Origin of the sequence: Nocardia cerradoensis NBRC 101014 (genome assembly GCF_000308535.1) — a bacterium.
Taxonomy (GTDB): domain Bacteria; phylum Actinomycetota; class Actinomycetes; order Mycobacteriales; family Mycobacteriaceae; genus Nocardia; species Nocardia cerradoensis.
Genome location: NZ_BAFW01000146.1, coordinates 14198 through 33436 on the forward strand (window position 1 = coordinate 14198; position 19239 = coordinate 33436).

Annotated in this window: 19 protein-coding genes; 12 read left to right on the plus strand and 7 right to left on the minus strand. The window is 68.5% G+C overall.

Annotated elements, in window-relative coordinates; genetic code table 11:
• Positions 1–3: 3 nt before the first annotated feature.
• The 4 genes from ON23_RS15235 (at position 4) to ON23_RS15245 (ending at position 2996) form a co-directional block, all read left to right on the plus strand.
• On the plus strand, positions 4–870 hold the full coding sequence (locus tag ON23_RS15235; RefSeq protein WP_039778945.1) for an alpha/beta fold hydrolase: 867 nt from the start codon (positions 4–6) through the stop codon (positions 868–870).
• A gap of 155 nt (positions 871–1025) precedes the next feature.
• Positions 1026–1616 carry a hypothetical protein gene (locus ON23_RS15240; protein WP_094027302.1) on the plus strand — a complete coding sequence of 197 codons (591 nt, stop codon included), beginning with the start codon at positions 1026–1028 and terminating at the stop codon, positions 1614–1616.
• Positions 1617–1718: 102 nt separating this feature from the next.
• Positions 1719–1850, plus strand: coding sequence for a hypothetical protein (locus tag ON23_RS39590; RefSeq protein ID WP_262985074.1), 132 nt, complete (start codon positions 1719–1721; stop codon positions 1848–1850).
• A 6-nt stretch (positions 1851–1856) separates the two neighbouring features.
• Complete coding sequence (locus ON23_RS15245; RefSeq protein WP_223273751.1) at positions 1857–2996, plus strand: wax ester/triacylglycerol synthase domain-containing protein; 1140 nt, start codon at positions 1857–1859, stop codon at positions 2994–2996.
• Between the two features lie 90 nt (positions 2997–3086).
• Here ON23_RS15245 and ON23_RS15250 read toward each other — a convergent pair whose 3' ends face one another.
• Together ON23_RS15250 and ON23_RS15255 are read right to left on the minus strand one after the other, a co-directional pair.
• The gene (locus tag ON23_RS15250) at positions 3087–3812 is read right to left on the minus strand and encodes a hypothetical protein (RefSeq protein ID WP_063821274.1); all 726 of its coding nucleotides are present in this window, start codon (positions 3810–3812) and stop codon (positions 3087–3089) included.
• A 364-nt stretch (positions 3813–4176) separates the two neighbouring features.
• Positions 4177–4539 carry a GFA family protein gene (locus tag ON23_RS15255; RefSeq protein ID WP_039778948.1) on the minus strand — a complete coding sequence of 121 codons (363 nt, stop codon included), beginning with the start codon at positions 4537–4539 and terminating at the stop codon, positions 4177–4179.
• A 256-nt stretch (positions 4540–4795) separates the two neighbouring features.
• On the opposite strand from ON23_RS15255, the gene ON23_RS15260 reads away from it, so the two are divergent.
• A complete protein-coding gene (locus ON23_RS15260; RefSeq protein ID WP_039778949.1) occupies positions 4796–5605 on the plus strand; it encodes a metalloregulator ArsR/SmtB family transcription factor in 810 nt (269 codons plus the stop codon).
• A 28-nt stretch (positions 5606–5633) separates the two neighbouring features.
• Positions 5634–6227: a dihydrofolate reductase family protein gene (locus ON23_RS15265; protein ID WP_039778950.1), complete on the plus strand. Its 594-nt coding sequence runs from the start codon at positions 5634–5636 to the stop codon at positions 6225–6227.
• A 13-nt stretch (positions 6228–6240) separates the two neighbouring features.
• Here ON23_RS15265 and ON23_RS15270 read toward each other — a convergent pair whose 3' ends face one another.
• Complete coding sequence (locus ON23_RS15270; protein WP_039778951.1) at positions 6241–7281, minus strand: alpha/beta hydrolase; 1041 nt, start codon at positions 7279–7281, stop codon at positions 6241–6243.
• Between the two features lie 291 nt (positions 7282–7572).
• On the opposite strand from ON23_RS15270, the gene ON23_RS15275 reads away from it, so the two are divergent.
• Together ON23_RS15275 and ON23_RS15280 are read left to right on the plus strand one after the other, a co-directional pair.
• Positions 7573–8607, plus strand: a complete 1035-nt coding sequence (locus ON23_RS15275) for an alpha/beta hydrolase (RefSeq protein ID WP_083903998.1) — start codon at positions 7573–7575, stop codon at positions 8605–8607.
• Between the two features lie 75 nt (positions 8608–8682).
• Positions 8683–9870 (plus strand): AI-2E family transporter, encoded by a 1188-nt coding sequence (locus tag ON23_RS15280; protein WP_039778953.1) that lies wholly within the window; start codon positions 8683–8685, stop codon positions 9868–9870.
• 9 nt (positions 9871–9879) lie between these two features.
• On the opposite strand, the gene ON23_RS15285 is transcribed toward ON23_RS15280, so the two are convergent.
• Complete coding sequence (locus tag ON23_RS15285) at positions 9880–11130, minus strand: PucR family transcriptional regulator (RefSeq protein ID WP_051042750.1); 1251 nt, start codon at positions 11128–11130, stop codon at positions 9880–9882.
• Between the two features lie 370 nt (positions 11131–11500).
• Here ON23_RS15285 and ON23_RS15290 point away from each other — a divergent pair, with 370 nt between their 5' ends.
• Positions 11501–12112, plus strand: a complete 612-nt coding sequence (locus tag ON23_RS15290) for a dihydrofolate reductase family protein (RefSeq protein WP_039778954.1) — start codon at positions 11501–11503, stop codon at positions 12110–12112.
• A 168-nt stretch (positions 12113–12280) separates the two neighbouring features.
• A complete protein-coding gene (locus tag ON23_RS15295; protein ID WP_039778956.1) occupies positions 12281–12712 on the plus strand; it encodes an organic hydroperoxide resistance protein in 432 nt (143 codons plus the stop codon).
• Between the two features lie 59 nt (positions 12713–12771).
• On the opposite strand, the gene ON23_RS15300 is transcribed toward ON23_RS15295, so the two are convergent.
• Entirely contained in the window at positions 12772–14268 is a 1497-nt protein-coding gene (locus ON23_RS15300) for a flavin-containing monooxygenase (protein ID WP_051042722.1), read from the minus strand.
• Between the two features lie 489 nt (positions 14269–14757).
• Here ON23_RS15300 and ON23_RS15305 point away from each other — a divergent pair, with 489 nt between their 5' ends.
• Positions 14758–15555, plus strand: a complete 798-nt coding sequence (locus tag ON23_RS15305; RefSeq protein ID WP_039778957.1) for an SAM-dependent methyltransferase — start codon at positions 14758–14760, stop codon at positions 15553–15555.
• Between the two features lie 7 nt (positions 15556–15562).
• Here ON23_RS15305 and ON23_RS15310 read toward each other — a convergent pair whose 3' ends face one another.
• Both ON23_RS15310 and ON23_RS15315 read right to left on the minus strand, forming a co-directional pair.
• Complete coding sequence (locus ON23_RS15310) at positions 15563–16597, minus strand: Gfo/Idh/MocA family protein (RefSeq protein ID WP_039778958.1); 1035 nt, start codon at positions 16595–16597, stop codon at positions 15563–15565.
• A 129-nt stretch (positions 16598–16726) separates the two neighbouring features.
• Positions 16727–18523: an MFS transporter gene (locus ON23_RS15315; RefSeq protein ID WP_245555961.1), complete on the minus strand. Its 1797-nt coding sequence runs from the start codon at positions 18521–18523 to the stop codon at positions 16727–16729.
• 102 nt (positions 18524–18625) lie between these two features.
• On the opposite strand from ON23_RS15315, the gene ON23_RS15320 reads away from it, so the two are divergent.
• Entirely contained in the window at positions 18626–19234 is a 609-nt protein-coding gene (locus ON23_RS15320; RefSeq protein ID WP_039778959.1) for a TetR/AcrR family transcriptional regulator, read from the plus strand.
• Positions 19235–19239: the final 5 nt, after the last annotated feature.

Consider the following 19239-nt stretch of genomic DNA (forward strand, 5'->3'; position numbering starts at 1 on the left):
GGCATGCAGACAGAAATCCTCAGCACCCCCGAGGCCGACCTCACCTACGACGTCCGCGGTCCGCTGCCCACCGCCGACGGCCGGGCGCCGCTGCTCATGGTCGGCCAGCCGATGACGGCCGACGGTTTCGCCACTCTGGCCTCCTACTTCCCCGACCGCACCGTGATCACCTACGACCCGCGTGGGCTGGGGCGCAGCGTGCGCAAGGACGGGCGGACCGACAATTCGCCCGTCGTGCAGGCCGGGGATCTGCACGCGCTCATCGAACACATCGGCGGCCCGGTGGAGATCTTCGCCAGCAGCGGCGGAGCCGTGACCGCCCTGGCCCTGGTAGCCGCCCACCCCGGCGACGTGACCACACTCGTCGCGCACGAACCGCCGATCCTGCCGGTGCTGCCCGATGCGGAAGCGGCCCGCCGCGCACAGATCGGCGTGCGAGATGTGTACGAGGCCAAGGGATTCGGCGCCGGTATGGCCGCCTTCATCGCGATGGCATCGTGGGAGGGCGAATTCACCGACGAGTTCTTCGCCCTCCCCGCCCCCGACCCGGCCCAATTCGGCATGCCCACCGAAGACGACGGCTCCCGCGACGACCCGCTGGTCTCGGACCGCTCCTGGGCGGTCAGCGGCTACCGGCCCGACGTCGCCGCACTGACGGACGTCCCCACCCACGTCCTCATCGCCGTCGGCGAGGAGACAGGCAACGTACTGACCGGCCGGACCGCGGCAGCGACAGCCGCCCTCCTCGGACAGCATCCGGCCGTATTCCCCAGCCATCACAGCGGTTTCGTCGGCGGCGACGCCAGCTACGCCGGGCAGCCCGAGGCTTTCGCGAAGCGATTGCGAGAGGTGCTCGACGCCCACCGCTGATCCGGAAACCGCCGGGCGAGATCGTATCGACGATCGCTCCCCGCCGGTCCAACAGATCCGGTAACGCGATCGGTCGAATATCTCCTCCCAAGGTCTCAGGGCGACGTTACCTTCGGCCCTGGGGCGGCTACGGAGCTGTGCCGATGATGGGATCTATGACGACAGGATCCGGTGTCGGCCCGATGCTTATCGAGTCCGCGGTGCCGGCCTTCGACGCCGGCCTGATCGAGCATCTGGTGGTGCACGCTGATCCGCGTGTGACCTACCAGGCGGCACGCGGTCTGGATCTGCTGAGCGTGCGTACGCCGCTGACGACGGTCTCGATGTGGATTCGGGGGCTGCCCGCTCGCTGGAGCGGCCGGGCGGTTCCCACTCCGCAGCGACTGGTGGTGGGTGAGGGGGTCGGGCTGCCGGGCTGGCTGCTGCTCGGCGAGATACCGGGACGTGAGATCGCGTTCGGTGCGGTCGGCAAGTTCTGGCGGCCGGATATCGAATGGCGCGACGTACCACGGGCGGCCTTCGCCGGCTTCACCGAGCCGGGATGGGGGAAGATCGCGGCGAACTTTACCGTCACCGGTTATGGCGAGCACGCCAGCCTGCTCGGCTACGAGGTTCGCACCGTCACCACCGATCCGGTATCACGGCGGCGATTTCTGCGGTACTGGTGGTTGATCCGCCCGTTCGTGGCGCACATAATGCGTGCCACGTTGCGCACGATCGCTGCGGATGCGGAAACACGGGGATGAATGGATATCGCCCGGAAGTCTTTGCGAGCCGACGGATTCCGATCGCACGCTGACAGTTCACGCCGAGGCCGGATCGACCGAGCCGGGCCTGCGGACCTGACGGTGCTGGCCGCAGACCATGCCTCGGTGCCGATGAACCTCGGCGCAATCTTGATCTTCGACGGTGCCGGGCCGACCCCGGCCGAAGTCCGCGCGTTGCTGCACGAACGTGTCCCGCATGTCCCGCGGCTGTGACAGGCGCTGCGCGACACCCCTTTCGGCTGCGGCCGACCGATCTGGGTCGACGATCCGACGTTCTCGGTGGACCGGCACCTGACACACCTGCGGTGGCCGCAACCAGGCACTCGCCGGGCACTGTTCGATATCGCCGCCGACCTGCTGTGCCGTCCATTCGCACCCGACCTTCCGCTGTGGCAGGCGTATTCGGTGACCGGAACCGGCGATACCGCACTCGTCGTCGTCCTCCATCACGTGCTCGCGGACGGCCTCGGCAGTCTGGCCGTCCTGACTGCCCTGGCCGACGAAGGCAACCACGCAGCCGTCGCGCGGTTTCCACGCCCAGCGCCGAGCATCCGGGAACTTGCGGTGGACGCGACACTGGCGAAGCTGCACGCGATCGGCTCGCTTGCGGCCGATCTCCGGCGTGGCTGTGCGGGACTGCGGGAACTGACATTCGGAGCGCCCTTACTGCGTCCGGCCGAACGGATCTCGCTGCTCCGGCCCACCACACATCGCCGCAGAGTGGCATCGACCGCCGTGGCGCTGAACGAGGTGGCCGCCACCGCACACCGGTTCGGGGGCACCGTCAACGATGTCGTCCTCGCCGCAGTCACCGGTGCCCTGCTCGAGATCCTGGACGCTCGCGGGGAACGACCGCACCGGCTGGTGATGTCGATTCCGGTCTCCGGGCGCCGTACCACCACCGTGAGCGATCTCGGCAACGACACCGGCGTGCGCCCGCTGGCGGTGCCGGCCATCACCGATGATGCGGCTCGGCTTACCGCGATCGTCACCGCGACCACCGCCGCGAGAGGATCGTCGCCCCGGGCGAGCTCGGCGAGGCCGCTGGGGCTGGCATTCCGGCTGATTCATCGCTTCGGCTTGTTCCGGCTGTTCATCGACCATCAACGACTGGTGCACAGCTTCGAAACGAACCTGCACGGCCCCGCCACGGCCCTGCACCTGGTGGGCCATCGGATCGACGCGCTCGTGCCACTGGTAGCAACACCGGGAAACGTCGGCGTCACCTTCGCGGTGCTGTCCTACGCGGGCACCCTTACGGTCAACACCATCGCCGACCCCGACATCCTCCCCGAGCAAGACACCCTCACCCGCGCACTACACGCAACCTTCACCCGCCTGGCACACACCCGGCCGTGAATCACCCGCTCGGAGTCAGACGTTCCATGGATGCCCTACGGTTCGAGTTGATCCCCGGGCCATTGATCACCCCCCACCGAACCGGACCGATCAATCGAGACGGACGTCGCCTGACATGCCACCATCCGCAGGTCTTGGCTGTGGCTCGGCGAGCGCAGAGGCCGTCCGCTCGACGTTGCGCTTCAGCACGGCCAGCATGCGCGCCTGCATCGTCCACACCACTAGGGGAAAGACCCAGTCGTACATCAACCGCTCGAACCATCTGGGGCGGGCGGCTTGGTAGCCGCCGATGACCAGGCGGGTGCGTCGGCCAGGCAGCTCGGTCAGGCGAAAGCCCCAGAGCCCCTCCATGTAGGCCGAGGGCCGCGGCCGGCTCGGATCGAGCAACTGTCCCCGGAGATCGGCTAGCCAATAGAGCCCCAAGAATCGGTTCGGTTCAAGGGTTACCACCGCATAAGAGGGGAGGCCGAGGCACTTCAAACGGTCCCCGACGCCGAGGTCCTGCCACTCCGGGTGAACCTCCCGGGCGCTGGGACGGCCCGCGTTGTCGAAGAGGTCCCAGGAATAGAAGCCTCCGCGGTCCCAACCCATTTGAACCAGCCACGGCCAAACCTGCTCCACGGCCGCCTCGATGGTGACGGCCATGGTTGCTCCGCGCTCCCCCTCAGGGACGAGGTCGCCACCAGGAAAGGGGCCGGTAACTTCGTCATCGGTCGCACCCCACGTCAGCAGTCGAGGCGCCAGAAAGCGCCGGTAGGCCACCGCAGCCGCTATTCCCACTGCCGCGGCACCCGTGATGTCGAGCACACCGGTCATGCGACAACCATGCGCCACCGTGCAGGCAGGCCACCAGGGCCGAACGTCATAGCGTTCGAGCGGACCCGAGACCTCGGTCGGCGACTCGGCACACGACGCCCTCGACGTGATATGTAGCCCTCGCTTCGAATACCTGCTCCGCGCTCGAACATGAAGCCGAGCGCGGCTCCGGAGCCGCCGTTCTTCCCGTTCCAGCAGATCTGCAACTGACCGCGGGAAGAGCCTCGAACATCGTCTGGGCGTTCACGTTTCCGAGCGCATGTCGTGCGGCGCGCTCCGTGATCACGCAATTGGCCACCTGGAAGACGGAAAGCACATCGGCAAAATCGTGGACATCATCTGACGCCGACCGGGCCACCGCGTCTCATCTCAAGGGCGCCAACCACGGAACGGCGTTGTGCGCGAAGCTCTGCTTGACCGGGATCAGCCCGGAATGATTGTCCAACGCCGTGATCGTGACGCCCACCAGGCCGGGTTCATCGCCCTTGGACGCGATCGAGGAACCGCACTTCGGACAGAACCCGCGGCAGATCTGCGGGAATGTTTCGAACCAGGCCGGCTCACCGCCCGGACCGGTCCACGCGAATCCCTTCTCCGGGAACGACACCCACGCCATCACCGGCGCACCCGAGAGCCGCTGACAGTGCTCGCACGAGCACAGATGAGGAAAGTCCGGGTCGCCGGTCGCGGAGAACCGGATATTGCCGCAGAGACAGCCGCCGTCCATACCACTCCTTCACGCCGCCCGACCCGATGCCGGTTCCGAAGGGAACATACGAGAGAGGTCCGACAGACCTCCCTGGACGCCACCACCATCGGCCGACCGTGCGACGCGTCCGGACCTACTCGTATCCCACCGCGCTGACATCGCCCAGCGGATCGTCGGAGTGCTCGACAGGCCCGGCGAGCCCACGACCGGCCACTCCTCAGAGCCGCAAAGATATTCCTTGACAGGAATATTCTTCACAGTGAATACTTGGCTCATGAATCAGATCTTCTCCGCCTTGGGCGACGGTTCGCGGTGGCGGATCGTCGAGCTGCTGGCCGAGCGGCCTCGCTCGGTCGGGGAGTTGGCGGAGGCGACCGGGTTGCGGCAGCCGCAGACGACCAAGCATCTGCAGACGTTGGCGCGGGCCGGCGTGGTGGCGGTTTTCCCGCTGGGGCAGCGGCGGGTCTACGCCCTCGAGGCCGGGCCGCTGCGCGAGCTGGCGCGGCGACTGTGCGAGGTGGCGGAGACGGCCGAGGCGCATGCCGGGGAGCGGGATGTGGTTGCCCGGTACCGTGCGGCGATCGACGCGGAAACCGCTGCGGCACAGCAGGATCGATGGGCGGACGGACGCACGTTCACCTTCGAGCGCATACTGTCCGCGCCGCGTGGCGCCGTGTGGCGGCACTGGGTCGATCCGGATCTGCTGGCGGCCTGGTGGGCGCCGGCGCCGATGCGCATCACCGAATGCGTACTCGAACCCACACCCGGCGGCCGGGCCGTGCTGGACTATCGCGATCCCGAGGGGCAGCGGTATCGCTCGCAGGGGCGCGTGCTGGCAGCGGAGAAGAACGAGCGTCTGGTCTTCGATCTGTCCGTCCTGGATGCCGCGGGCGCGGTGGCTTTCACCGGCCGCTACTCCCTCACCCTCACCGAGACCGCCGAGGGCACCCGGCTGCACGTGGCGTTGACCATCACCGAAACCACCGTCGACGCGGTCGCTTTCATCGCCGGAATCGAAACCGGTTGGGCCGCAGTCCTCGACAACCTCGCCGACGCCGTCGGCGCATCCACGTCCACCGAATAACAACACGAAACAACGAAGGAGCCCCACGATGAGCGACACCCGCAGAGTGACCGCCAACCTCAGCATCACCCTCGACGGCCGGTATCACGGCCCCGCCGGCCCGGGCGATATGGGCCCGATCGTGCGCTATGCGACCACCGAGGTCGCGCGCGACCAGATGACCCGGATGCGGGAGAACGCCACGACGGCGGTACTCGGCCGGCTCAACGCGCAGGGTTTCCTCGGCTTCTGGCCCACGGTCGCCGCCGACGACTCCGCCGACCCGCGCGACCGCGGATATGCGAAGTGGCTGGTCGATACGGAGAAGGTGGTGCTGTCCCGGACACTGACCGACGCACCCTGGGACCGCACCCGCATCGTGAACGCCCCGGCCGCCGACGTGATCGCCGACCTGCGCCGCACCGGCAGCGGCGACATCCTGGTCAACAGCAGCGCGAGCGTCATCAAGGATCTGCTCGCCGCCGACCTGCTCGACCGGCTCTACCTCATCGTCTGCCCCGAAATCGCCGGTGGCGGACCGCGTCTGTTCGACGACGGACTGCCGGCGACGAATTGGTCGCTCTCCCATCAGGAAACGGGTGAGCTGGGCGAGACGGCCGTCGTCTACGACCGCGTGCGCTGACCGGGTCGCGCCCTCACGCGCCGAGGGCGTCGGCGAACAGCGGCCAGGAAGTGTGCAGGTCGTCCTGCCAGTAGCCCCAGGAGTGAGTACCGGTCGCCCGGAAATCGAAGGTCGCGGGCACGCCGAGTTGCTGCAGACGGTCGTGCAACTGGTGGGTGCAGATATTGGTCACCCCTTCGAGAGCCGCGCCGAAGACCAGTTGATACGCGAGTTGCGTCGCGTCGCCGTGGGCGCCCTGGAAAGTGTCGAGTGGCCCGGGGATCCCGGTGCCGGTGGAGACGTAGATCGCGGTGCCGCGCAAGCGATCCGCATGCAGATACGGATCGTTGGCCGCCCACGCCGGATCCGTCGGCGGCCCCCACATGTTCACCGTATTGCCCATTCGATTTCCGACCACGGCGTCGACGATCAACTGGCCCTGTGGGTCGCTGGTGCGCACACATCCGGAGTACGAGCCGACCGCCTTGTACAAACCCGGAGCGGCCAATGCCAGCTGGAAGACCGAGGTCCCCGCCATCGAAATTCCCGCGATCGCATCGACTCCGGTTCCGCCGAAACCGGAGTCGATGATCGGCGGCAATTCCTTGGTCAGGAAGGTGCGCCACCGCTGCCGGCCGAGCACCGGGTCGTCGGCGCGCCAATCGGTGAAGTAGCTGCTGGCTCCGCCGAACGGCACCACCACATTGACCTGCTTGTCGGCGAAGAAGTCGGTGATATCGGTGCGATCGGACCAACTGCCGTCGCTGATACCGCCGTTGGCGCCGTTGAGCAGATACAGCGTCGGCGCCGGCCGGTCCGGGTCGGCGGCCCGAATCAGTTGCACGCGAGTCACACTGCGCATCGCCGCCGAGTACACGCCGATATCCAGGATCCGGTCGTCGCGCCGATGGATGTCGCTGATGTGCGATCCGTCGGGCGCGGTGACGGTCGCCGGATCGTCGGGATCGGCGCCCGCGCGATCGTTCGTGGCGGTGATCGCTGCCGCGATGGTGATCACGGCCGACAGGACGGCGACGGCACGGGCGATGCGCTTTCTCGGCGGACGGCTGACCATCCTCGCACTCCGATCTCGACATGTGTTCGCGGCACGACTCCCCGACGGCCGACCACAGTCAACGACGCCGGCCCCCGCCCCGGCAGCCGATAGCGCGGAATTTGTGGCCATTACCAGGCCGGGCGCTCCCGCGCTGGCATACGGGCCAAAGCCGACGCGAGGTGATTGTCGGGCAGCACGGCCCGCCCTATCGTCGGCGTCAGCGGTTTCCGTACCCAGGAAAGGCGGCGCGTGAATTCTGCTGTCTCACAGAGCTTCCGAGCCTCGGCTCGATTGGCCGCGGCGCTGTCGATGACGGCCGGGCTCGCGTGCGGTCCGGCCGCCGCCCAACCACCACCCGTCGAACCTCCTGCCGCACCGAATTCGCCTGCCGTCGCCTCGGTTTCGTCCACCCAGGCCTTGACGGATGCCCGACCCTCCCCCGACGGTTCCGTCCTCACGACCGCGGCACCCGGTTCGCCGCGCGCACTCACGGTCACCGTCCACTCCGCGGCGATGAACAGTCCAATCCGCCTGGAGGTCCTTCCGGCGCCCGACCGCTCGCGCCCGGCCCCCACGGTGTACCTGCTGAACGGTATCGACGGCGGCGCCGACGGCAACTGGATCAACCGGACCGATATCGCGCAGTTCTTCGCCGGCGAACAGGTGAACGTCGTGGTGCCGTTCGGCGGAGCCAGCAGTTACTTCACCGACTGGCGCGCCGACGATCCGGTGCTGGGCCGGCAGCGGTGGACGACGTTCCTGACCGAGGAGCTGCCGCCGATCATCGATTCCGGTTTCGGCGGGAACGGCACGAACGCGATCATCGGCATCTCCATGGCCGGGACCTCGGTCTTTCAGCTGGCACTGGCCGCCCCGGGTTTGTACAAGGCGGTCGGCTCCTACTCCGGATGCGCGCGCACCAGCGATCCTGCCGGTCAGCTCATCGTCGACGCGGTCGTGGGCGGCGGTAGGGGCAATACGGTGAACATGTGGGGCCCGCCGACGGACCCGGCGTGGGCGGCAAACGACCCCTACGTGCACGCGGACCGCTTGCGCGGCACCGCGATCTACGTCTCCACCGGCACCGGACTCCCCGGCCCCCTCGACACCCTGGACGGACCCGGAATCCGTTCCAGCCCAGCCAAACTGGCCGATCAGATCCTCGTCGGCGGCGCACTGGAAACCGGCGCGGTCCGCTGCACACGCGAACTGCGCACCCGGCTCACCGAGCTCGCCATCCCCGCCACCTTCGACATGCGCCCCACCGGCACCCATTCGTGGGGCTACTGGCAGGAGGACCTGCACCGGAGCTGGCCGGTCTTCGCGCAGGCACTGGGACTGTGAGCCGACCCGGTTCCGGTACGGGCCCGCTCACGTAGTCCGGCCCGAGCAGGGCGCGCGGGCACTACGCTGCCAAGGATGGGCAGTTCCGCCGATTCGGACGCCGAGCGCGGCCCGCAGGGCGAACCGTCGGTGCCGGAGCCGATCGCGGCAGCCGAACGCGCGGCCTCCGAGTCGGCCGGTGCGCGGCACCCGCACGGGCGGCCGGGCCCGCGGTTCGACCGCAATTCACCGTTCGTGATCGGCGTGACCGGCGGCCTCGGCGTACTCCTCGCGATCGGCATCGTGCAGATGCTGGCGACCGCACGACAGGCCCTCGTCCTGGTGGGCGTCGCGCTGTTCCTGGCGATCGGCATCGAGCCCGTGGTCGCCTGGCTGCATCGGCACCGGTTGCCGCGCTGGGCTGCGGTCGCCGTCGTATTCGGTTGTGCCACACTGCTCGTCGCCGGATTCCTGGCCGCGGCCATCACACCGCTGATCATCCAGGGCGGCGATCTGGTCGACCACGCCACCGACCAACTGCACGACCTGGAGAACCAGTACCCGCTGATCCGATCGTGGTCGCAGCGATTGCATCTGGATCAGGAGCTCCAACACGGGCTCACCGACAACCCCTCGTTGCGGCACGGCCTGCTCGGCGCCGGTGAGCGGGTTTTCGGCGTGCTCGCCAGCGCGTTGATCGTCGCGGTGCTGACCATCTACTTCTCGGCGAATTTCCCGCGGATCCGGCACAGCCTGTACCGGTTCTTCCCGCAGTCGCGCCGGCCCCGCGCCATCCTGCTCGGCGACGCCATCTTCGCCAAGGTCGGCGGATACGTCCTGGGCAACCTGGTGATCTCGCTGATCACCGCGATCGCCACCTTCGTCTGGCTGACGGTGTTCTCGGTGCCGTACCCGCTGATCCTCTCGGTGCTGGTGGCCCTGCTGGACCTGGTGCCGCTGGTCGGCTCGACGGTCGCCGGGCTGATCATCACCGCCGTCGCGCTGACCGTTTCGCTGCCGGTCAGCATCGCCACGGCCGGATTCTTCCTCGCGATGCGGCTGCTCGAGGACTATCTGCTCGTCCCGCGCATCATGGACCGCACCGTGCGAGTGCCGGCGGTGGTCACGGTGGTGGCGATCATCCTGGGCGGCGCCCTGCTCGGCATCCTCGGCGCGCTGCTGGCGATACCGTGTGCAGCCGCGGTGCTGCTGATCGTGCAGGAGGTGGTGTACCCGCACCTGGACGGCACCACCGACCGGCCACCGACCGGCCCCGAGGCGTGAGGTCCGCGGTCAGGCGGGCCGCCGCGCCGGCGAGGCCTCGCGGTCGGCGATGCTGAGCCGCGCGATCAATGCCGAACGCAGATACCACAATCCGGTGGTGCGCGACGGGTCGAACCCGGTGAGCTGGCCGATGCGGCGCAGCCGGTAATCGATGGTGTTCGGGTGGATGCACAGTTGCCGCGCGGCGCGCTGCCGGTTGAGGTCGGTGTTGAAGAACACGTGCAGCGTCTCCAGCAGTTCGGGGTGGTCGTCCAGCGGCGCGAGGCGGGCATCGAGGATGTCGCGGCCGATCCCGGGCCGGGTGAGCTGGTAGTGCAGCGCGAGTTCGGCGAAGCGATGGACCCCGGGCCCGCGTCCGAGCCGGCGCACCGTGTCGAGCAGATCATGCGCCTGTTGCGCCGCGGCCGGCACGTCGGCCGCGGCGGCGCCCACCACCGCGGCGGTCAGCGGCACTCCGGCCAGCTCCGACAGCTGCGCGACGAGGTCGTCCAATTCCGGTTCGGTACACGCGGTTTCGGGGACGAGCACGGTGCCGCCGTCGACCGACAGCATGGCGAGCGGCTGGTTGCGCAGCAGTTTCGCCAGCGCGGCCTGCACCCGCCGCAGCTTGCGGCGCGCGACCACGTTCCGGTCCAGCCGCGGATGCGTCTCGTCGGGATGCGGCGGAATCCACAGCGCGAGAACGTGATACCGCTTGGCGATCCGGATCCCGCATTCGCGCGCCATCTTCGTGGTGGCGTGCCCGCCGAGCAGCGCCGAGGTGAGCGTGTGCACGGCGGTGTGATGCTCCACGGCGTCGGCGCGACGCTCCTGGACATAGGCCTTGCTGACGGTCGCGGTGATGAGATCCAGCAGTTCCAGCGCGGTGGCGGTGCCCTTGACGACGAGTTCGGCATCGCTGGCCTGGGCGCGGGCGAACAGCAGGTCCAGTCCGGCCTTGAATCCCTCGTGGACCGCGTGCACGACCACTTCGATCGGGATGCCGGCGCGGCACCAGCGCGCGGCCGCGGCCCGCAGGCGATCGGTGCGTTCGGGAAGATCCCCGCCGTTGACCCGGCGGATCGACCATTCCACACAGATCCGCGCGACCGCCGCCACGTCACCGGACATCACGTCGGCGGGCAGGGTGGTGAACGGCGCCACGGATCCGCCGAGGTGTAGGACCAGTTCCCGGGACATGGCCTGCGCATCCCGCATGGACAGCGAGGTGGCGCGGACGGAAATCGCGCGCTCAGCACCGACTGTGCTTGCTGTAGTCACTTTGACCTCCTTGTCACGGACCAGATCCGCAGCCTTCGCGAGATCTGCCGGATCGGTGATCGGGCGATATCGACACCGCCCGGTCACCGGCCGTATGTGTTACCTGATGGAACGGTAATGCGAGCCTCCGCTCACCTTCTACTCCGTTTTGGACATATTCGACACTTCCCGGCACAGCCTCTGACCTGGGCAAATCGGCGACAGCATCGGACGAACGGGATATTTGCCGACAAAATATGGGGAACCGCTCACTTTTTACTCCGGTCCCACCATCGCGCCCGCCTCCGCGGCGCTTTCTCCGGCAGCGATGAGTTCGCCGCGCTCGCGCCGTCGGATTGTGCAACAGGGACTTTCGGATCCAGGAGACATCATGCGCACCATCACGGCCGGCTTGTTCATCGCTCTCGACGGCGTCGTCGAGAACCCGCAGGACTGGCACTTTCCGTACTACAACGACGAGATGGGCGCGGCGGTCGATGCCCAGCTCGGCACCGCCGACACCCTGCTGCTGGGGCGCAAGACCTACGACAGCTTCGCCGGCGCCTGGCCGGAACGCGAGGCCGCGGGCGGGCCGGATGCCGACTTCGGCCGCAAGCTGGGCGATGCCCGCAAGATCGTGGTGTCGCGCAGCGATCACACCTTCACCTGGCGCAATTCCGAAGTGCTGCAGGGTGATCTGATCGCCGGGGTGACGGCGTTGAAGCAGGAACCCGGCGGCGATATCGCCATCTCCGGCTCGGTGTCGGTGGTACGCGCACTGCTCGGCGCGGGCCTGCTCGACGAACTGCATCTGCTGGTGCATCCGATCGCGGTACGGTCCGGCATGCGCCTGTTCGACGACGCCGAGGCCACCCTCCCGCTCACGCTGCTGCACTCGACCGCCTTCCGCACCGGCGTGGTCCACCTCGTCTACGGGCCCGGCCACCACCTCGAGGGCGATTATGACCAGGCCAAGCAGCATCTGGCGCGCGACGAGGACTGATCTCCGCGTCCGGGTGACGTACACCGAGTGCGTCACCCGACGGGCGCGACGGCGCGCCCCGGCGACCTACCGTTTCGGTACGACGTTCGACCTCCTGCGAAACCGGCAGCAGCACAGGGCTTTCCGCTGCCGATGGGGGTCGCGACCCGCTACCGAAAGGATCCTGCCATGGCCGACATCACCTACACCGCGGTCGCGACCTCCACCGCCGAGGGCCGCAACGGCGGCCGCGCGACCTCCGACGACGGCGCCCTGGACATCACCCTGGCCGTGCCGAAGGCACTCGGCGGCGCGGGCGGAGGCAGCAATCCCGAGCAGCTGTTCGCCGCGGGCTGGGCCTCCTGCTTCGTCGGCGCGGTCCGGCGGGTGGCAGCGGCGAAGAAGGTGACGCCGAAGGATCTGGCCGTGGTCGCCGAGGTGACCCTGCACCACGACACCGAGCGCGACGAGTTCCGGCTCAGCGCCGCACTGCATCTGGAGGCGTCCGGCATCGACCAGCAGACCGCGGACGAGCTCGTCGCGGGCGCTCATCTGGTCTGCCCGTATTCCAAGGCCACTCGCGGCAATATCGAGGTCGAACTCGACGCCACCGTCGCCTGACCGAAGGACCGCCCGGCGCAATGGCTTTCGCGCCGGGCGGTCCTTTCGGGCGGGCCGGGTCAGGCGCCGACCGCTTCGGCGGTGGCGGTGTGGTGCACCGGCGCGAAGCTCAGCGCCGGCGGGCGGCGCAGCATCCGGGCATAGGTGCGCACGGATGCCGGCCACGGATTGGCGATCGCACCGCTGTCGTGGGTGTACCAGCTGGGCACATCCGTCGACCACACCGTGGTCGCGAGCGCGTCGGCCAGCCATTCCCGATGCGCCGCCATCGCGTCGGCGCGCACCTCGATCGCCGCCGCACCGATCTCGTCACGCCAGCGCAGGCAGCGCATGATGTAGGCGATCTGATGCTCCTTCATCGTCGGATTGCTGCCCGCCGGGGTGAACGAGTTGGGTCCGGCGATGAGGAAGGCGTTGGGAAATCCCGGCACCGCCAGACCCATGAAGGCATCCGGCCCCGAACGCCATCGATCCTGTAGGGACCGGCCGCCGCGGCCGCGCACCGTGATCGGGGCCAGGAATTCGGAGGCACGGAAACCCGTGGCGTAGACGATGACGTCGGCGTCGTAGCGTCCGCCGTCGGCGGTCAGGATGCCGTCGCGGGTGATGCGCGCGATCGCGGCGGTGGTCAGGTCCACGTTGTCGCGGCGCAGCGTGCGATAGAAGTGGCTGTCGAAGACGATCCGTTTGGCGCCGATCGGATAATCCGGGGTGAGCCGGCCGCGCAGCACCGGATCGTCGATGCTCCGTCGAAGATACTGCCGCGCTGCCCATTCCGCGGGCCGGGCGGGCCAACGGCGGTGCATCATCGGCGCCAGCAACGAGTCGGCGGCTTGCTGCAGACCCCAGCGGTGGGCGCGCTGCGCACCGGGCAGCCGGAGCGCCGCACGGGTGACCGGGCCGAATTCGGGGGCGGGTTTGGGCAGGATCCACTGCGGCGTGCGCTGAAAAATCCGCACGGATGCGGCGGTGTCGGCGAGGGTCGGCAGGCATTGCGCCGCACTGGATCCGGTGCCGATCAGGGCGATCCGCCGGCCGCGCAGATCCGCGGCGTGGTCCCAGCCGGCGGTATGGAACGACGCGCCGCCGAATTCGTCGCGGCCGGGGATCTCCGGAATGTTCGGGCGATGCAATTGGCCGACGGCGAAGACCACGATATCGGCGGTGAGCCGAATCCCGTTCGCGGTCCGTAGTTCCCAGCGCGCCTCCGATTCCGAATAGGTCGCCTCGGTGACGGCGGTGCCGGTGCGCAGGTGGGCGGGTAGACCCTCGGCGGCGGCGATGGACCGTAGGTATTCCAAGGTCCGGCGGCGGCCCGGGAAGCGGACGGCCGTATCGCGATACGGCGCGAACGAGAACGAATACAGGTGCGCCGGTACGTCACAGTTGCACCCCGGATACGTGTTGTCTCGCCACACGCCACCCAATTCGGACGATTCCTCCAGGATGACGAAATCGTCCATCCCCGCGCGCCGCAGCGCCGTTCCCATGCCGATCCCCCCGAATCCGGATCCGACGACGACCACTGTGCTGTGCAAGCCCTCTACCACCTCCATGTGAGAAGAGATATCCAGTAACCGATCGGCAACCTTACGGCCTGAGGCAAGGAAATCCTAAAACCACGCTCGCGCAGACCGAATGGAACGTGTCGATTCGACATGACGATATGGACAATTTTCCAGATTGGACGCTTGATTAGTGTTGAGAGACACCAGGCTTCCGCTGTCGGCAGCGAGAGCGAGAGCGAACGCCACCCTCAGCCACCCAACACCTGGGAGTCTATCTAGCATATTTCTAGCTAACGACTCGGCGACAGCACCGTAACCCTGCGGCGCCGCGATTTCTTCCCGAATACCCTTGCCGCACACCAGCATCGGACGCATCCGCGCGGGCCGCACACTCGCACCCGCAGAGCGGTTCCGAATATTTCGGCCCTGCAACATATTCCGACACGACCGCAGCGCAGAGGTCTATACTCGCGTAGTTCGCACCGACGAGATGCCGCGCGGTTCGGCGGCGCCCACACCTACGGGAGCTCAGCACTTATGGCCATCGACGATCCGGCGCAGATCCGCACCGATATCCCGCACTCGGCGCGCATCTGGAATTTCTGGATGGGCGGCAAGGACAATTACGAGGTCGACCGCGCCGTCGGTGAGGCGAGTCTGCAGATCGATCCGGATATCGCGACCATGGCGGTGCAGTCGCGGCAGTTCCTGATCCGGGCGGTGCGTCATCTGGCCGGCGAGCCCGGAATCCGGCAATTCCTCGATATCGGCACCGGTCTGCCGACGATGCAGAACACCCACGAGGTGGCGCAGAGCGTCGCGCCCGACGCCAAGGTCGTCTACGTCGACCACGACCCGCTGGTCCTCGCGCACGCCCGCGCGCTGCTCACCAGCACCACTCCGGAGGGCGTGACCACCTACGTCAACGCCGATTTCCACGAGCCGGAGAAGATCATCGCCGAGGCGGAGGCCATCCTGGATCTGCAGCAGCCGGTGGCCGTCATGTTCATGGGCGTCCTCGGCCACGCCCGCAGTTACGAGGACATGCTGCGCATCGTGCGCACGGTGCTGGCGGCGGTCCCCTCCGGCAGCTACCTGGTGCTCTGGGACGGCACCGACGACAGCCGGCCGTATGTCGACCTGTGCGCGGAATACGCGAAAACCGGTGGTACACCGTACTATCCGCGCACGCGTGCCGAGATCGCCGCGGCTTTCGACGGACTCGAATTCGTCGAGCCCGGCTTCACCTGCATCACGCAGTGGCAGGCCGACTCCAGCGAGGTGGGCCGCACCGCCGAGATCGCGGCCTACGGCGGCGTCGCCCGCAAACCCTGACAGCCGCTCAACGCGCCGCCACCGCGCGCGCCCGCTCGATGATGCGCAGGGCCGCAACGGCATCGGCGGGATCCACCGGCGGTTCGGCGCCGTCGAGCAGGGCGGCGGCGACCCCGGCGTAGAAGTCCGGATAGGCGCCGGGTTCGCTGGGCGTCAGGCGCAGATCGCCCTCGGCTCCGAGCTGACCCCAGTCGACGGGATCGACACTCCCCCACGGCTGCCCGTCGCCGGGACGACGACCGGCCCGCAGCGCCGCCTCCTGCGGGTCCAGCCCGTAACAGACGTAACCGGCCTCGGAGCCGAGCACCCGGAAGCGCGGACCCAGCTGGGGCGCAACGGCACTCATCCAGAGATGCGACCGCACGCCCGAGGCATGGGTGAGGGCCACGAACACATCGTCGTCGGCCCGCACACCGGGGCGGCGGGCGTCGAGTTCGCTGTAGACGTCGTCGACCGGCCCGAACAGGACGAGCGCCTGATCGATCAGGTGACTGCCCAGGTCGTAGAGGATGCCGGCGCCTTCGTCGGCGCCACCGACCTCTCGCCACCCGCCCTTGATCTCCGGCCGCCAGCGCTCGAACCGGGATTCGAAGCGGCGCACCTCACCCAGGGCGCCGTCGGCCATCAGCCGGTGCACCGTGCGAAAGTCGCTGTCCCAGCGTCGATTCTGGAACACCGTCAGCATGGTGCCGGCCCGCCGGGCGGCCTCGATCATCGCCTCGCCCTCGGCGACGGTCAGGGCGAAAGGCTTGTCGACCACCACCGGCAGCCCGGCCGCCACGGCCCGCAGTGTCAGGGAGCTGTGCGTGCGGTTGGGGCTCGCGATCACCACCAGATCGATATCCGTTGCCGCGCCGAACAATTCGTCGGCGGTGGCGAATACCCGCACACCGGGATGTTCCTCGCGCGCCTGGCCGGCCCGCTCCGGCGAGGAAGTCACTACCGCGGCCACGCGGAGCCGGGGATCGGCGGCGATCAGCGGGGCGTGGAACACCGCCCCGGACAATCCGTATCCGATCACCGCCACATTCGCCTGCGCCATCGCCGCTCCTCGATTCGACCTCCGCTCGCGGGCCGACCATCACACCCGCGGGTGACCGGTGCCCGGCCCGCGACCATCACAACATGGCCGCGTACTCCGGCGCGGGGACGGCGGGCCCGACACTCCGACTCACCGCTTCCCGGCTCCGGCAGCCGATTCGGAGCCGGCAGACCCGGACCCGACAGATCCCGACCCGGCAGGACCCACCCCGGCAGAGTCGGATCCCGCAAATCCGGCACCAGCAGATCCCGACCCGGCAGATCCCACCCTGGCAGAGTCGGACCTGACAGATCCGGCACCGGCAGATCCCGGCCCGGCAGATTCAACCCTGGCAGAGTCGGACCTGACAGATCCGGCATCGACAGGTCCCTTCCCGGCCGAGTCGGCACCGGCAGATTCAGCACCGGGCGATTCGGCATCGGATCGTGCCCGAGAGGGTGCCCACACTGCGAGGATCGCCGCGACTACCAGAGTCACCACCCCGAGCACGAGGGTGGCCTGGTGCAATCCATGCGCGAAGGCGGATTTCGCTTGTTCCGCAAGTGGATTCGCCTGCGGGCCGATGCGCTCGGTCACGGCGAGCGCACCCGCGAGCGAGCCGGTGACGGGCCCGCGGATCGGTTCGGGAATCCGGTCGGCGATCTCGGCCATGCGGTGGCTGTAACCGGCCGCCAGCACACTGCCGGCGAGTGCGATGCCGAGCGCGGCACCCATCTCGCGAGCGGCGTCGTTCACCGCGGCCGCCACACCCTGTTTGTCGGCCGGCGCGCCGTCCACGATCGCCGCGGTCGCCGGCGCGGCCGCCAGGCCGAGGCCGGTGCTCATGATCAGCAGCGGCCACAGCGCATCCACGAAACCGCTCGTGGATGTCAACCGCGACAGACACAGCAGGCCGATTCCGACGACGACCAACCCGACGGTGGTCGGCAGCCGCAGCCCGAACCGCTGCGCCAGCCACGGCGCGATCACCGACAGCCCCACCATCGGCACGATCATCGGCGCCATCGCGACCGCCGAGAGCAATGGTGAATAGCCCAAAATCAATTGGAAGAACTGCACGATCACCATGAACAATCCGAACGAGACCAGAAACTGCACCGCCACCGACGCTGTCCCGGTGCCGAAGCCGCGTCCGGCGAACAGCCGCACATCCAGCAGCGGGTGCTCCGCACGCAGTTCGATCACCGCGAAAGCCGCGCCGACCGCGAGCCCGGCGACCACCGCGCCCAGCACCAGCGGATCGGTCCAGCCGCGCTGCGGGGCCTCGAGTGCCGCGATCACGATCAGGCCGACCGCGGCCGCGCCGCTCACCGCACCCCACGGATCGAACCGCGCCCGCTCGCCGTCCTGCGATTCGGGGACCGTGCACGCCGCGACCGCCAGAATCGCACCCGAGATCGCCATCGCCAGCGTGATCGACAGCCACGACCAGCGCCACAGCAGCACTCCGGAACCCAGGATGCCGATCACCGCGCCGCCGCCGACCGTCCCCGCCCAGATCCCGACCGCGACATTGCGGCGATCCGGTTCCACCCCGGCGGTGAGCAGCGACAGCGTCGACGGCATCACCAGCGCCGCACCGACTCCGGCGATCGCACGCGAGCCGATCAGCCATTCCGGTCCGGCGACCACCAGCGGGATCGCCGACGCGATCGCGAACACCGCCAGTCCGACGATCATCACGATGCGGCGGCCGTAGCGGTCGCCCAGGGCGCCGGCCGGCAGGACCAGACAGGCCAGCGCGAGCGTGTAACCGTCGATGATCCAGGTCAATTGGGACTGCGTGGCGCCGGTGGCCGAGGCGATCTGCGGCAGGGCGGTGTAGAGCGCCGCCATCGACGCGACGACCAGCGCGACGGCCAGGCAGGACACCACGATCACCCATCGGGTGCGCACGGGTACGGGCTCGGTCATGGTTGCGTTCATCGCGCCTCCCGAGAAACGATACTTTTAGTTTCGCTATGCTACTCGAAGTATCGTTTCTATCCCGTGCGGCCGCTGATCTTGCCGAGGAGGAATCCTGAGACCATGACATCGAGTGCCGCGATCGAATCCGAGGACGACCCGCGCAAGGCGCGCTCACGTCGCCGCCTGCTGGCCGCCGCGGCCGAATTGTTGCGCGACGGCGGATTGGACGCGGTCACCATCGATGCGGTGACGCGACGCTCGGGCGTCGCGCGCACCACGCTGTACCGGCATTTCGATACCGTGGCGCGGCTGCGTGCCGCGACCCTGGAAGAGCTGATGCCGCCGGTGGTCGAGATACCGGACGCGGGTCCGCTGCGGGAGCGGCTGATCGAACTGCTCACCCGGCAGGCCGCGGCGATCAACGACGTACCGCTGCATCTGACGACGCTGGCGTGGCTGGCGACCGGGGACGCGCAAGCACACGGCGACGGCGCGCGAGCCGGCACGCTGCGCGCCCATCTGATCGACACCTATCGCCGTCCGTTCGACGAACTGTTCGACGACCCGCGGGCGCGCGCACTGCTCGGCGATCGGGATCTCACCGCGGTGCTGGCGCAGCTCGTCGGGCCGATCGTCTTCGTGCGGCTCACCGGCATCGGCCGCGCCGGGCGCGCCGACTGCACCCGCATCGTCGACGACTTCCTCGCCGCATGCGAGCGCGATCGCTGAAAAAT

What these genes read in the sequence shown, in the direction of transcription:
- ON23_RS15235 (WP_039778945.1), top strand. Translation starts at nt 4, where the DNA reads ATGCAGACAGAAATCCTCAGCACCCCCGAGGCCGACCTCACCTACGAC.
- ON23_RS15240 (WP_094027302.1), top strand. Translation starts at nt 1,026, where the DNA reads ATGACGACAGGATCCGGTGTCGGCCCGATGCTTATCGAGTCCGCGGTG.
- ON23_RS15250 (WP_063821274.1), bottom strand. Translation starts at nt 3,812, where the DNA reads ATGACCGGTGTGCTCGACATCACGGGTGCCGCGGCAGTGGGAATAGCG.
- ON23_RS15255 (WP_039778948.1), bottom strand. Translation starts at nt 4,539, where the DNA reads ATGGACGGCGGCTGTCTCTGCGGCAATATCCGGTTCTCCGCGACCGGC.
- ON23_RS15260 (WP_039778949.1), top strand. Translation starts at nt 4,796, where the DNA reads ATGAATCAGATCTTCTCCGCCTTGGGCGACGGTTCGCGGTGGCGGATC.
- ON23_RS15265 (WP_039778950.1), top strand. Translation starts at nt 5,634, where the DNA reads ATGAGCGACACCCGCAGAGTGACCGCCAACCTCAGCATCACCCTCGAC.
- ON23_RS15270 (WP_039778951.1), bottom strand. Translation starts at nt 7,281, where the DNA reads ATGGTCAGCCGTCCGCCGAGAAAGCGCATCGCCCGTGCCGTCGCCGTC.
- ON23_RS15275 (WP_083903998.1), top strand. Translation starts at nt 7,573, where the DNA reads ATGACGGCCGGGCTCGCGTGCGGTCCGGCCGCCGCCCAACCACCACCC.
- ON23_RS15280 (WP_039778953.1), top strand. Translation starts at nt 8,683, where the DNA reads ATGGGCAGTTCCGCCGATTCGGACGCCGAGCGCGGCCCGCAGGGCGAA.
- ON23_RS15290 (WP_039778954.1), top strand. Translation starts at nt 11,501, where the DNA reads ATGCGCACCATCACGGCCGGCTTGTTCATCGCTCTCGACGGCGTCGTC.
- ON23_RS15295 (WP_039778956.1), top strand. Translation starts at nt 12,281, where the DNA reads ATGGCCGACATCACCTACACCGCGGTCGCGACCTCCACCGCCGAGGGC.
- ON23_RS15300 (WP_051042722.1), bottom strand. Translation starts at nt 14,268, where the DNA reads ATGGAGGTGGTAGAGGGCTTGCACAGCACAGTGGTCGTCGTCGGATCC.
- ON23_RS15305 (WP_039778957.1), top strand. Translation starts at nt 14,758, where the DNA reads ATGGCCATCGACGATCCGGCGCAGATCCGCACCGATATCCCGCACTCG.
- ON23_RS15310 (WP_039778958.1), bottom strand. Translation starts at nt 16,597, where the DNA reads ATGGCGCAGGCGAATGTGGCGGTGATCGGATACGGATTGTCCGGGGCG.
- ON23_RS15315 (WP_245555961.1), bottom strand. Translation starts at nt 18,523, where the DNA reads ATGAACGCAACCATGACCGAGCCCGTACCCGTGCGCACCCGATGGGTG.
- ON23_RS15320 (WP_039778959.1), top strand. Translation starts at nt 18,626, where the DNA reads ATGACATCGAGTGCCGCGATCGAATCCGAGGACGACCCGCGCAAGGCG.